Source organism: Muricoccus nepalensis (assembly GCF_006438825.1).
Taxonomy (GTDB): Bacteria; Pseudomonadota; Alphaproteobacteria; order Acetobacterales; family Acetobacteraceae; genus Roseomonas; species Roseomonas nepalensis.
Genome location: NZ_RCZP01000007.1, coordinates 1 through 12,904 on the forward strand (window position 1 = coordinate 1; position 12,904 = coordinate 12,904).

Below are 12,904 nucleotides of genomic sequence, written 5' to 3' on the forward strand. Positions count from 1 at the left end.
CGTCACCGCCTCCTTCCAGGTGCCGGCCAAGGCGACGTCGCTCGACACCACGATTGGCAGTGGTCCGGACGCGCTGGTGCTCAAGGTGAGCGAGGACGCCTGGAACGGTCACGCGCAGTACACGGTCAAGGTGGACGGCGCGCCAATCGGCGGCACCCTCACGGCGGCGGCAAGCCACGCGCTCGGGCAGTCCGACACGCTGACGCTGAAGGGAGCCTGGGGCACGGGCGCGCACACGGTGGAGGTGAGCTTCCTGAACGACGCCTGGGGCGGCTCGGCCAGCACCGACCGCAACCTCCACGTCGATGGCATCGCCTACAACGGCCAGGCCGTGCCCGACGGCAGCTTCGTCATCGAGCGGACCGACACGGTGGGGGTCGCCGTGCCCGCCACCGCGCTGACGGGCGACGCCGGCAACAACACCCTCACCGGGACGGCGGCGGCGGACACGATCAAGGGACTGGGCGGCGACGACCGGCTCGTCGGCCTGGCCGGCGACGACACGCTGCTGGGCGGCGACGGCAGCGACACGCTGGAGGGTGGCGACGGCAACGACCAGCTCGACGGCGGCACGGGCGCCGACCGGCTGGTGGGCGGCAACGGCGACGACGTCTACACCGTCGACCACCTCGGCGACGTCGTGGCCGAGGTCGCCGGCGGGGGCACCGACCGCGTGGTCGCGAGCGTCTCCGGCTACACGCTGGCCGCCAATGTCGAGCGGCTCGACCTCGACGGCGGCGCGACCGCGGGCAACGGCAACGAGGGCGCGAACGTGATCGTCGGCAACGCGCTCGACAACGCGCTGCAGGGCAAGGGCGGCGACGACCAGATCTTCGGCAACCTCGGCAACGACAGCCTCTGGGGCGGCAACGGCAACGACGTGCTCTGGGGCGGCGACGGCAATGACCTGCTCGACGGCGGCGCCGGCGCCGACAGCCTGATCGGCGGCGCGGGCAACGACAGCTACATCGTCGACAACGCCGGCGACGTGGTGGTCGAGACGGCCGACGGCGGCATCGACCGCGTCATCAGCCGCCTCTCCGCCATCACCCTCGCCGCCAACGTCGAGCGGCTGGACCTCAGCACCGGCGCGGTGTCGGGCAGCGGCAACGAGCTGAACAACTTCATCTACGGCAACGACCTTGACAACGTGCTCCGCGGCCTCGCCGGCAACGACAAGCTCACCGGCGGCGCGGGCAATGACACGCTGGTCGGCGGCCTCGGCGCCGACACGCTCGAGGGCGGCGCCGGCGCCGACGTCTTCCGCTTCGACAGCCTCGCCGAGGCGGGCGACCGCATCACCGAATTCGCGCCCGGCACGGACGCGATCGAGGTCTCGGTGGCCGGCTTCGGCGGCAAGCTGGCGCTGGGGATGGACGTGGCCACCCGCTTCGTCGCCAACACCACCGGCCTCGCCACCGCCCCCGCCGGCACCGGCCAGTTCGTCTACGAGACCGACGCCGCCAAGCTCTGGTGGGACGCCGACGGCGCCGGCGCCGCCGCCCCCGTCACCGTCGCCACCTTCGCCCCCGGAACCACCCTCCACGCGGGCGATATCCACCTCATCGGGTAGGTGTCGGGAACTTTACATCCCGGGTCCAAGGAGCCCGCCAATGCCCGCCAAGGCATTGGCGGGCTTGCTTAAACCAGGGCGGCTCGCCGCTTGCTTGAGCCCCTCCGCACCCGCGGATCAGCTGGAGCAGGAGGCAGGCTTGGGCGCGCTGGATCGGGCAGGGAACACGGGGCGGGCCGGATCCGCCCTGGTTCCGGCAAGGGGAGGCGGGATGGACGACGTTCTCCGCCGTCCCGGGCCAACTCGTCGTGCCGACAGGACGCCCGGTCCGGAATGGCGGCCCCTGTCGCCGGAACGATCCGGGCTTCGCGGGTCGAACGCTTCGCGGGCTCCCTCCCTGGGCGGGGGCGTCGGCCCCCCGGTGGCGGCATGAACGGCGCCGGCCGCCTTCCCTCAAGGATCCGGCGATGCCGGTGGTCCTGGCCGATCTGCGGCGCGCTGCTGCTCGCGGTCTCGGCGCTGGTCTGGACGATCATCGGCCAATTGCTGACCTGGTGGCTGCGCTAGGCCCGGTGCCGGCCTCTGCCTGCCGAGGTGCGGCGGCGGGTGCTCAGTCGGCGCCGACCCAGCCGGTCACGCCAGGGCTGGAGCCCGGGGCCTGCGGCGCTTCCGGCCCGGCAACCGGGGCCGGGCCCACCAGGGTCAAGTCGCCGCGGAGAAGGTTCAGCAGGACCGGCAGCTGGTCGATGCGCGTCGGCCGGAGGAGGGAGCCGAGCGGCGTCAGCACCGGGCGCCCGTAAGGGCCCGGCCGGGTGCTGCGGAAGGCGAAAAGATCGAAGCGCCGGCCGGCGCGGCCGACATAAGGCTTGCGCACGAGAACCGGCCCCGGTCCCTCTAGCCGCAGGGCGAGCGCGACGAGGAGCAGGAGGGGAAGGGTGACCACCAGCATCAGCAGCGCCGCGACCACGTCTAGGATCCGCCGCAGGTATCCGGGTCCGGAGAAGGCACGGCGGTGGGCAAGGGAACGGCGGCTGTCCACGGATAAGGAGCCCCTGTGCGGCAGGTTTGGCATGGCGGTCTCCGGCGGAGCGGCGGATTAGAGGCCATGTCGTCTCGGACCTGAAGCGAAATCTAAAAAAGGGTTAAAGCCTGCCCGTAGCATTTGCGTGAGGAGCGAACCAGCTCAAGGACGCGGAACCGGCCCCGGGGAACGGCCCCGGGGCTCGCTTCGATCGCCCTTTCCGGGCGATGCGCCGTGTCGGCGCTACTCGGACTCTTCCATCGTGACGGCAACGTCGGCGTTCGCCGAGAGCCGCACGGTGCCGTCCTCGACCTCGGCGATGAGGCCCGTCGAGATGTAGTGGTGGTGCTGATCGCCCGAGTCCTGCTTCGTCAGCTTGATGCGGTGGCCCTCGACGTGGTCGACGGTGCCGACATGGACCCCGTCGGCGCCGATGACCTTCGCATGCTCCTTGATCTGGCTGAGATCGACCATGAGAGACATCCTTCCTTGGTTGTGCCGCAGCTAACGCACGGGATGCCCAAGGGATGAGGGGACCGCTCATCAATCGTCGCGCGTCGCGGCACGACGCCCCGATGCCGCACGAAAAAGGCCGGGCGCGTGGGCGCCCGGCCTTCGTTACGCGAAACCTGGGAGCGGTGCCCGTGACCGGGCGCCGCACTCAGCCCGCGTGGCGGCGGCGGATGAGGCCCATGCCGAGGAGGCCCATGCCGAACAGGGCAAGGGAGGCGGGCTCGGGCACGGGAACGGCCGTCATCTGGCTGGTGGTGTTGAGGACGGCGTTGGCGCCCGTGAAGGTCGCGCTGATGACCACGGTCTCGGAGAAGAGCGTGTTGGCCAGGGTCGGGTTGGAGAAGAGGGCCCCGGAGGCGTTGGTCACGCCCGAGGTGTAGGTCACGCTCGAGAGGAGCTGGCTGCGGGAGAAGGCGTTGTTGCCCGCGTCGGCGTAGGTGCTCAGCGTGACGCTCGAGATGCCACCGCCGCCGATGAGGCCGTTGGTGGTGAAGGAGCTGACCAGGGCGGCGAGGGGCGCACCGGCGGAGGCGCTGGTCAGGCCGGTCTGCGTCACCTCGAAGGTGAGGGTGTGCGAGGTCGCGAAGTTGCCGGTGCTGACCGCCGTGGTGCGCACGTCGAAGTCGGGCTGGCTGAGGACGGGGTAGCCGAGCGCGAGCGTGCTCAGCACCGAGAAGTTGGCCGAGGAGACGTTCAGGATGGTGAGGTTGCCCGTCGTCGTGGTCGAGGCGGCGCCCGGCACGAACATGCCGTCCTGGAAGGCGCGGGCCGAGAGCTCGGGCGCGGCCTGGGCCTGGGCCGCGAAGCCGAGCGAGATGACGGCGGCGGCGGCGAGAAGAAGCTTGCGCATGAAGTGGTCCTTGTCTGGTGTCTCGGATCGGGTGCCATCCTGGCCACCTAGTTCCAGAAGGAAGAGCATTCCGCGTGCCAACCGGATCGAAGATGAAATTACAACCTCTTAGCACCGATCTTGCTGATCGTTGCGCAACAATCGTAAAGCTTTCCGACACAAGCGGGCGCCCCGGTCCCGGCCCGGCGCGGGCCGCCGTCCGGGCCGGGCGGCCGTGACGGGCCCGGCGGCCGTTCCCGCCAACCCTCGGGCGGAGCGGGCGCTCGACCTGCTGAGCTTCGCGCTCTCGGACGTCCGCTACGGCCTGGGCGCCTACCTCGCCGTCTATCTCCTGACGGAGCACGCCTGGGACGAGGCGAGCATCGGCCTCGCCCTCTCCTTTGGCGGCATGGTCGGCCTCGTCTCGCAGACGCCGCTCGGGGTGATGGTGGACGCGATCCGGGCCAAGCGGGCGCTTCTCGGCGGCGCGGTGGTGGTGGTGACGGCCACCTCGCTCGTCATCCCGCTCGCCCCACATTTCTGGGCTGTCGCCTCGGCCGGCATCATCGGGGCGCTGGCCGGGACGACGATGGGGCCGACGCTGGCGGCGATGTCGCTCGGCATCGTCGGGCCTGGGCGCTTCGCCCATCGGGCCGGGCGGAACGAGGCCCTGTTCCACTTCGGGAACGGCGCCATCAACCTCGTCATCCTCCTCACCGCGCCCTTCGTCGGCACGGGCATCGTCTTCGTGATGATGGTGGTAACGGCGGCCGGCAGCCTCTACGCCGTCTCGCGCGTGCCCGCGGGGTCGATCGACCACGCCCTCGCCCGCGGCCTGCTGCCGGACCGCGAGGGGCACGGGCTGCGGCCCTCGCCCTGGAGCACGCTCCTCGCCAGCCGGCCGCTGATGGTCTTCGCGGGCACGGGGGCGCTGTTCCACATGGCCAATGGGCCCATGCTGGCGCTCGTGGCCCAGAAGCTGGCGCTCGGCCACCCCGGGCAGGGGATCATGTTCACCGCGGCCTGCGCGGTGGCGGCGCAGACGGTGATGGTGCCGGCGGCGGCGATGGCGGGGGCGCGGGCCGATGCCTGGGGGCGCAAGCCGCTCTTCCTCGCGGCCTTCGTCGCCCTGGCGCTGCGCGGGTCGCTCTACACCCTGTCGGACCACCCGGCCTGGCTGATCGGGGTGCAGTTGCTGGACGGCGTGGGGGCGGGGCTGATCGGGGCGCTCTTCCCGGTGATCGTCGCCGACCTCACCCGCGGCAGCGGGCATTTCAACGCGGCCCAGGGCGCGGTGGGCACCGTCCACGCGATCGGCGGCATCCTCAGTGGTATCCTGGTCGGCTTCCTGGTGGTCAATGCCGGCTACCAGGCGGCCTTCCTGACGCTGTCGGCCATCGCGGCGCTCGGGGGCGTCATCTTCCTCGCCGCCATGCCGGAGACGCGGGGGGCCGCCGCGCTGCCGGGCGCGGCGGAGGCCGCCGGGGGGCCACCGGGGGCGCCGCCCTGAGGGGACGGCGCACCGGCCGCCCCCGCGGCGGTCAGGCCGCGGGCCGGGCCTCTCCCTGCCAGGCTTCGGGCGCCACGACGAAGCGGTCTGGCCGCCGCCACCAGCCGGCCTGGCGGGCGCGGGGACCCGTGAAGCGGCCCTCGACGGCCAGAGCCCGCACGACCTCGGCCAGGGGCGTCGGGCGCGGCGGGTTGAAGCGGACGTCGAAGACGCCCGGCTCGTAGGCCCCCTCGCGTCGCCGGAGGAGGGAAACCCAGTCCACCGCGCCGAAGAGCGACCAAGGCGTCACGGCCAGGATCTCCGCGCCCTCCTCGCGCAGGCGGACGGCGGCGTTCCAGACCTCGAGCAGCCAGCGAACGCTCTCCTCGGGGTCCTCGCAGCCGAGATGGACCTCCGTGACGGCGATGGGCAGGCGGTAGCGCTCCCAGACCTCTCGGAGCCGCGGCGCCGGGCCGAGAAGGTGGGCGGGAAGGGGGACCCGCACCGCCTCCGTGTCGGCGTAGGGGGCGCCGCCCGACAGGTCCGGGTGGTAGAGGTCCCGCCGGTGGTCGAGGAAGCGGTCGCTGGTGACGTAGTGGTTGATGCCGAGCACGTCGGGCGCGCAGGGCTCCGCCACCAGCTCGTCGAGATGGGCCGGCGCGACGCCCGCCTCGAGGAAGGCGGCGTGCCAGGGGTGGTGCCGGTCCACCCGGCCGCAGAGCAGGTCGAAGCTCAGCCAGCGCCGCTCGTTCTCGTAGTCGGCCTGCCCGGCAAGGGGCGCCGTGGCGAAGACCCTTCCGAGGTCCTCGGTCTGCACCAGCCGCGCCCGGGGCTGCACCGCGCGGATGGCCCGCATGGCGAGGGCGGTGCCGCGGCACTCGTTCATCAGCGCGGTGAGGAAGCTGCGCTGGTCGTTCCCGTGGGGGTGCCAGTGGGCGTAGAGGGCCGAGAAGCGCGCCGTCGTCAGCGGCTCGTTCACCGGCGTCCAGTCCGTCACCCAGGGATAGCGGGTGGCCACGAGGCCGGCATAGGCCGCCAGGCCCTCGGGGAAGGCAGGGTCGAGCAGGTCCGTGTAGCCCGGGCCCGAGCCGTGGTGAACGAGGCCCAGGATGGGCGCGATGTTGAGCCGCCGCAGCCGCGCCAGGCGCGCGTCGGACCAGGACCAGTCGCAATCGTCCAGGCTCCGCGGGGCCACGCGCTCCCATAAAACGGGGTAGCGGAGGCGGCGGATGCCGAGCGCGGCGACCAAGTCGAGGTCGGACTCGCGGTGGTGGTGGCCGGTCTCGCGAAGCTGGTCCCGCCAGTCGTCGCCGACGCGCAGGACGGTGCACTCGATGCCGCCCCAGACCTCCGGGCGCGTCATCGTTGAGGGCACTCCCGCGCGGCGTGGCGCCGGGGGCGGGTGGGAAAGCGGTGGTGAAGCGATCGAAGCATGGGGCCTCCGTTGCTGCCAGTCCGTCTTCACGCGACACGGCGGGTTCGACGCTAAAGCGTGTTAAGTGGGGATCGTATCCGGTTCACGATTTCACGAGATGGAACGTTTCTCCCAAACGACACCCTCGGCGTCGGTTTGGCCTCGGATCGGCAGCCCGGTTGACCCGCCTGTCCGGTACCGCTCGCCCCCTGGCGAACGCCCTCGGTCCCACCGTGAGCGTCATCAATCGGTGCGCGTCAGGCCTGCTGCCCCGATTGTCGCTCCTCCTTGGGATGTCGCGCGTAACCACCGCCTGCCGCTGGCTTTGCCGGCGCCGTCACGAGGCGGATCACGGGCCGCAACCCCGGCGCGGTCTTCCTCAGGCCCGACGGCGGCGATCGGGTGCCGTTCCAGCCCTGTTGTGGTTCTTCGGCCATTCGAAGGGCGGCATCGTCATCCTGTCGGCCCGCGGCACCCTGACGCACGTCGTCTCGGCCGTCGGCCGCAAGCCCCCTTCGGCCAAGTCGGCATGGTCAACGCGCTGGCGGCGATCGTCGTCCTGGGCTCCGGCGCGACGGGCGTCCCGTTCCTCGTGGCCCGGACGCTGGCCCGGGGAGGGCCCGGGCCGCGCCGGGTCCGTCAGGCCGCCACGCCGAGCGTGGGGGCGGGAACGGGCGCGGCCGGCCCCCGCACGCAGCGGTGGACCACCACCACGCCGAGCACCCCCGGCAGCACCGCGAGGGAGGGCACGGTGGTTCCCCAAGCGACCAGGGCCGCGGCCATGCAGCCGGTCGCGGCGCCCAGGTCCCAGCCCGCCTCGGCCGCGAAGTGGAAGCGGTAGGCGGCGCCGGAGCCCTTGGCGCGGTCGTAGATCACGCTCATCAGCACGGGGACGTAGAGGCCCGCGATCGCCGCGCCGCTGGCGTTGGCCACGGCGGCAGCCGCCGGCGACCAGCTCGCGCAGGCCCGGAGCGCGAAGCTGAGGACGAGCGCCCCGCAGACGAGGAGGAGGTAGCGCCCGCGCTGGCCGCGGTCGATCGCGCGGCCGCAGGTGATCCCGGCCACCGCCCCCACCAGCCCCGCCGCCGCGTTGGCCAGCCCGAAGGCTTCGTAATGCGAGCCGAGGGCGGTGAAGAGCACCATCGGCCAGGCGAGCGTCAGGCCCGAGCACATCCAGCCATCCGCCGCGAAGGCGACGATGCCCAGGCGGTCGATCCCGCGCATCGAGTCTCGCATCCCCGGCACGGGTCCCGCCGGGATGTCCCGCAGGCGCGCGAGCGGGATGATGGAGAGCAGGGTCAGCACGCCGGCGAGGCCGAAATCCACGGCCGGGCCGAGACGCTCCAGCATCAGGCCGCCCGCGATGGGGCCGGCGATGCCGATGAGGGAGCTCAGCGCCGTGCGCAGGCCGAGCTCCCGCCCCCGCGAGGCGCCGCCGATGACGGCCGCCGCCGCGTGGTAGAGCGGCCAGTAGAGGGACTCCGCGAGGGAGAAGAGCAGCAGCCAGACCGCGAGCCAGACGGGTTCGTCGGCCCGCATCAAGGGCAGGAAGCCGGCCGCGCAGAGCGCCGCCCCGGTGATCATCGCCCGCCGGTAGCCCAGGCGGCGCACCACCTCGAGCGAGATCAGGCGCAGCCCGAGCCGCGTGGTCAGGAGGGTGGCGTAAGCCAGCAGCGCGACGGGAAGGCTGAAGCCGAGCTTCATCAGGTAGGCCCCGACGAAGCCCCCGGCGAGCGCGGCGGAGAGCTGGAAGAAGGCATAGTGAAGGGTAAGCAGCCGGAAGGGGCTGGGGCCGGGCACGGTCGTGGATCCTTGTGAAGGCGCCGTGCCCGGGGCTGGGGAGTCGTCCTCGTCGGGCTGGCGGAACGACCTTACTCACATTGTTGTGATCGTCAAGATCAAGTGATAAATCTTCTTCGCGCCGGTGGCTCGGCACGGGCCCGCGCCTCCCGCGCCTTGCGCTGAATCAAGGCGCCTCCGGTTCCAAGATGCGAGGGGCGGACATGCTTGCCGATTGCCTGCACGGCCTGACCGCCCTTGCTCCCCACGACATGGCCGCCCTCATGGCCGCGATGCTGCTCGCGGGCCTCGCGGGCAGCGTCACCCATTGCGCGGGGATGTGCGGCCCCTTCGTGATCGCGCAGATCGCCGACGATCCCCGCGGGGGGCGCCTCGCGCGCCTCGGGGGCGCGGCGCTGCTGCCCTACCACGCCGGCCGCGCGGTCGGTTACGCGGCGCTGGGCGCCCTGGCGGGCAGCGCCGCGGGGCTGGTCTCCCTCGCCGCCTGGCGGGGGCTGCTGGCCCTGCCGCTCGCCCTCGCGGCGCTGGTCATGCTCGGCCAGGCGGCCGCGCGCCTGCCGCTGCCGGCGGGACTGCGCCTCCGGCTGCCGGTGCCGCACGCGGGGCTGCCCGGCGCGGCGCGCCTCGCCCGGCTGCTCGACGCGCCGGCCGGCCCGCGGCGGGGCTTCCTCCTCGGCCTCATGCTCTCGGCCATTCCCTGCGGCCTGCTCTACGGCGCGCTCGCCGCGGCCATGGCGGCCGGCAGCGCCCTCGCCGGCGCGCTGGCCATGCTCGCCTTCGTCCTCGGCACGATCCCGGCGCTCGTCGGCGTCGCGCTGCTCGGGCGCCTCTTCGGCCGGCGCCACGGCCCGGCCCTTCGTCTCGCCTCCGCGGTCGCCCTCGTGGCGAACGGCGGCGTCCTGGCGGTGCTCGCCTTGCGCGCGGCGGGCCTCGCTTGATCTGGATCAAGGTCCCGCGATCACGCCCGTGGGACGACGCCCGCATCACAAGGAGCGCCCCATGCCAGAGGGTCTGACCACTCAAACCCTGCCGTTCCCCGGCGTCGCCGCCCAGTCCCGCGCCCAGCCCGACTATGTCGAGGCGCCGCTGCGGGCCTTCGCGATCGCGACCATCTTCTGGGGAATCGCGGGCTTCGCGGTGGGCGTGCTGATCGCCGCCCAGCTCGCCTACCCCGCGCTGAACTTCGGCCTCGAGTTCACGAGCTTCGGGCGCGTGCGCCCGCTGCACACCTCGGCCGTGATCTTCGCCTTCGGCGGCAACGCGCTGTTCCTCACCAGCCTCTACGTCGTGCAGCGCACCTGCCGCGCGCGGCTCTTCGGCGGCGAGGAGACGGCCTGGTTCCTCTTCTGGGGCTACCAGTTCTTCATCGTCGTGGCCGCCACCGGCTACCTTCTGGGGATCACCCAGGGCAAGGAGTACGCGGAGCCCGAGTGGTACGCGGACCTCTGGCTGACGGTGGTCTGGGTCGCCTACCTCGTGGTCTACGGCGGCACGATCCTCCGCCGCGAGGAGCCGCATATCTACGTCGCCAACTGGTTCTTCCTCGCCTTCATCATCACCGTCGCCGTGCTGCACCTCGGCAACAACGTCGCCATCCCCGTCAGCCTCTTCGGCGCCAAGTCCTACGGCGCGGCCTCGGGCGTGCAGGACGCGATGATCCAGTGGTGGTACGGCCACAACGCGGTGGGCTTCTTCCTGACCGCGGGCTTCCTCGGCATGATGTACTACTTCATCCCCAAGCAGGCCGAGCGGCCCGTCTACTCCTACCGCCTGTCCATCGTGCACTTCTGGGCGCTGACCTTCCTCTACATCTGGGCCGGCCCCCACCACCTCCACCACACCGCGCTGCCCGACTGGGCGCAGACGCTCGGCATGGTCTTCTCGGTCATGCTGTGGATGCCCTCCTGGGGCGGCATGATCAACGGGCTGATGACCCTCTCCGGCGCCTGGGACAAGCTGCGCACCGACCCCGGCCTGCGCTTCTCCGTCGCGTCCCTCGGCTTCTACGGCATCGCGACCTTCGAGGGGCCGGTGATGAGCATCCGCGCCGTGAACTCGCTGTCGCACTACACCGACTGGACCATCGGCCACGTCCATTCCGGCGCGCTGGGCTGGAACGGCTTCATCACCTTCGGCGTGCTCTACTGGCTCGTGCCGCGCCTCTGGGGCCGCACCCAGCTCTGGTCCAACCGCATGGCGAGCTGGCACTTCTGGATCGCGACGCTTGGCATCCTCCTCTACATCACCTCGATGTGGGTCTCGGGCATCATGCAGGGCCTCATGTGGCGCGCCTACGACCACCTGGGCTTCCTCCAGTACGCCTTCGTCGAGACCGTCGCGGCGCTGCACCCCTACTACGTCATCCGCGCTCTGGGCGGCGTCCTCTACCTCACCGGCGCCCTGCTCATGGCCTACAACCTGTGGCGCACGGTGCGCATGCCGGTGGCGGAGGCCCAGGCCGCCCGCACCGTCGACGCCCTGCCCGCCGCGGCCTGAGGGAACACACCCGTCATGTTCGGCATCAAGTTCAACCACGGCGTGATCGAGCGGAACCTCATCCTGCTCGGCGTGCTGACGCTGATCACCATCTCGATCGGCGGCCTCGTGCAGGTCATCCCGCTCTTCGCCGTCGAGAGCACCATCGAGCGCGTGGGCGGCATCCGCCCCTACACGCCGCTGGAGCAGGCGGGGCGCGACATCTACGTGCGCGAGGGCTGCTACACCTGCCACAGCCAGATGGTCCGCCCCTTCCGCGACGAGCGCGAGCGCTACGGCCACTACTCCCTCGCGGCCGAGAGCATGTTCGACCACCCCTTCCAGTGGGGCAGCAAGCGCACCGGGCCCGACCTCGCCCGCGTCGGCGGCCGCTACTCCGACGACTGGCACGTGCTGCACCTGCGCAACCCGCGCCACGTCGTGCCGGAGAGCATCATGCCGACCTACGGCTTCCTGGACCGCCCGCTGAACTACGGCGACATCGGCCAGCGCCTGGCGACGCTCCGCACGGCCGGCGTGCCCTACACGGACGCCATGATCGCCAACGCCCGCGCCGACCTCGAGGCCCAGGCCCGGCCCGCGGAGGACGGCACCGCCTTCGCCGCCCGCTACGGCCGCGCCCGCCAGATGGACCCGGACGGCAACGCGAAGACCGTCACCGAGATGGACGCGCTGGTCGCCTACCTGCAGATGCTCGGCACCCTCGTGGACTTCTCCGAGGTGACGCCCGAGCGGCTGCGGCAGCAGTGAGGAGGGATCTGTCATGACCATCGAGCAGATCCACAGCCTGCTGCTGACCGCCTGGATCGTCTGGTTCTTCGTGCTCTTCACCGGGATCGTCGTCTGGGCCATGCGCCCTGCCCGGCGGGAGAAGTTCGAGCGCGCGCGGCTGATCCCGCTGCGCGAAGCCGAGTAGGAACGCGCGCCATGCCCGACACAATGCACGACAGCCTGCACGCCGCGCCCCACCGCGATGCCCACACCGGCACCGCCACCACCGGCCACGAGTGGGACGGCATCCGCGAGCTGAACACGCCGCTGCCGCGCTGGTGGCTCTACACCTTCTACGCCTGCATCGCCTTCGCAGCGGTCTGGGTGGTGCTCTACCCCGCGCTGCCCTTCACCGGCACGGGCCTGCTCGGCTACACCGCGCGCGGCGCGGCCGACCAGGACCGCGTGGAGCAAGCGGCGGCCGCCGAGCCGATGCTGGCGCGCCTCCGCGCGGCGAGCCCCGAGGCGATCCTCGCCGACCCCGACCTGCGCGGCTACGCCGTCTCCGGCGGGCGCGTCGCCTTCGCCAACACCTGCGCGGGCTGCCACGGCGCGGGCGGGCAGGGGAACCCCGGCTTCCCGAACCTGGCCGACGACGAGTGGCTCTGGGGCGGCAGCCTGGCGCAGGTCGAGGCGACGATCCGCCACGGCATCCGCGCGCCGGACGACGACGAGACCCGCACCTCCATGATGCCGCGCTTCGTGGCGGACGGGCTGCTGACCGGGTCCCAGGCGAACGACGTGGCGGAGCACGTCCTCTCGCTCACCAGCCGCGCGACCGACAAGGCCGCGGCCGAGCGCGGCGCCGCCGTCTTCGCCGAGAACTGCGTGAGCTGCCACGGCGAGCGCGCCGAGGGGAACCGCGAGATGGGCGCGCCGAGGCTGGATGACCAGGTCTGGCTCTACGGCGGCGACAAGGCGACCATCCTGCGCACCGTCTCCTACGGCCGCGGCGGCGCCATGCCCGCCTGGGAGCGCCGGCTGGACCTCGCCACCATCCACATGCTGACCGTCTACGTGCAGAGCCTGGGCGGCACGGAGCCGGCGGCGCCGTGAGC

The 12,904-nt window shown here is 72.2% G+C and carries 13 protein-coding genes; 8 read left to right on the forward strand and 5 right to left on the reverse strand.

Going from position 1 to position 12,904, the window contains the following annotated elements; translation table 11 throughout:
* On the forward strand, positions 1 to 1,573 hold a 1,573-nt coding region (locus EAH89_RS09585), incomplete at its 5' end, for a carbohydrate-binding domain-containing protein (RefSeq protein WP_277753801.1).
* A 369-nt stretch (positions 1,574 to 1,942) separates the two neighbouring features.
* Positions 1,943 to 2,080: a hypothetical protein gene (locus EAH89_RS31155; RefSeq protein WP_161993526.1), complete on the forward strand. Its 138-nt coding sequence runs from the start codon at positions 1,943 to 1,945 to the stop codon at positions 2,078 to 2,080.
* 43 nt (positions 2,081 to 2,123) lie between these two features.
* Here EAH89_RS31155 and EAH89_RS09590 read toward each other — a convergent pair whose 3' ends face one another.
* The 3 genes from EAH89_RS09590 to EAH89_RS09600 form a co-directional block, all read right to left on the reverse strand.
* Positions 2,124 to 2,552 (reverse strand): sugar transferase, encoded by a 429-nt coding sequence (locus EAH89_RS09590; protein WP_161993527.1) that lies wholly within the window; start codon positions 2,550 to 2,552, stop codon positions 2,124 to 2,126.
* A gap of 225 nt (positions 2,553 to 2,777) precedes the next feature.
* Positions 2,778 to 3,008: a DUF2171 domain-containing protein gene (locus tag EAH89_RS09595; RefSeq protein ID WP_140882596.1), complete on the reverse strand. Its 231-nt coding sequence runs from the start codon at positions 3,006 to 3,008 to the stop codon at positions 2,778 to 2,780.
* Positions 3,009 to 3,195: 187 nt separating this feature from the next.
* Positions 3,196 to 3,897: a PEP-CTERM sorting domain-containing protein gene (locus EAH89_RS09600; RefSeq protein WP_161993528.1), complete on the reverse strand. Its 702-nt coding sequence runs from the start codon at positions 3,895 to 3,897 to the stop codon at positions 3,196 to 3,198.
* A 214-nt stretch (positions 3,898 to 4,111) separates the two neighbouring features.
* On the opposite strand from EAH89_RS09600, the gene EAH89_RS09605 reads away from it, so the two are divergent.
* Complete coding sequence (locus EAH89_RS09605) at positions 4,112 to 5,386, forward strand: MFS transporter (protein ID WP_140882598.1); 1,275 nt, start codon at positions 4,112 to 4,114, stop codon at positions 5,384 to 5,386.
* Between the two features lie 31 nt (positions 5,387 to 5,417).
* On the opposite strand, the gene EAH89_RS09610 is transcribed toward EAH89_RS09605, so the two are convergent.
* The gene (locus EAH89_RS09610; protein WP_140882599.1) at positions 5,418 to 6,728 is read right to left on the reverse strand and encodes a family 1 glycosylhydrolase; all 1,311 of its coding nucleotides are present in this window, start codon (positions 6,726 to 6,728) and stop codon (positions 5,418 to 5,420) included.
* 690 nt (positions 6,729 to 7,418) lie between these two features.
* Positions 7,419 to 8,579 carry an MFS transporter gene (locus EAH89_RS09615; RefSeq protein WP_140882600.1) on the reverse strand — a complete coding sequence of 387 codons (1,161 nt, stop codon included), beginning with the start codon at positions 8,577 to 8,579 and terminating at the stop codon, positions 7,419 to 7,421.
* 203 nt (positions 8,580 to 8,782) lie between these two features.
* On the opposite strand from EAH89_RS09615, the gene EAH89_RS09620 reads away from it, so the two are divergent.
* The 5 genes from EAH89_RS09620 (at position 8,783) to ccoP (ending at position 12,902) form a co-directional block, all read left to right on the forward strand.
* Entirely contained in the window at positions 8,783 to 9,517 is a 735-nt protein-coding gene (locus EAH89_RS09620; protein ID WP_140882601.1) for a sulfite exporter TauE/SafE family protein, read from the forward strand.
* A gap of 61 nt (positions 9,518 to 9,578) precedes the next feature.
* Positions 9,579 to 11,075, forward strand: a complete 1,497-nt coding sequence (gene ccoN / locus EAH89_RS09625) for a cytochrome-c oxidase, cbb3-type subunit I (RefSeq protein ID WP_140882602.1) — start codon at positions 9,579 to 9,581, stop codon at positions 11,073 to 11,075.
* 15 nt (positions 11,076 to 11,090) lie between these two features.
* Positions 11,091 to 11,825: a cytochrome-c oxidase, cbb3-type subunit II gene (gene ccoO, locus EAH89_RS09630; RefSeq protein WP_140882603.1), complete on the forward strand. Its 735-nt coding sequence runs from the start codon at positions 11,091 to 11,093 to the stop codon at positions 11,823 to 11,825.
* A 13-nt stretch (positions 11,826 to 11,838) separates the two neighbouring features.
* On the forward strand, positions 11,839 to 11,991 hold the full coding sequence (locus EAH89_RS09635; RefSeq protein WP_140882604.1) for a cbb3-type cytochrome oxidase subunit 3: 153 nt from the start codon (positions 11,839 to 11,841) through the stop codon (positions 11,989 to 11,991).
* An 11-nt stretch (positions 11,992 to 12,002) separates the two neighbouring features.
* Positions 12,003 to 12,902: a cytochrome-c oxidase, cbb3-type subunit III gene (gene ccoP / locus EAH89_RS09640; RefSeq protein WP_140882605.1), complete on the forward strand. Its 900-nt coding sequence runs from the start codon at positions 12,003 to 12,005 to the stop codon at positions 12,900 to 12,902.
* Positions 12,903 to 12,904: the final 2 nt, after the last annotated feature.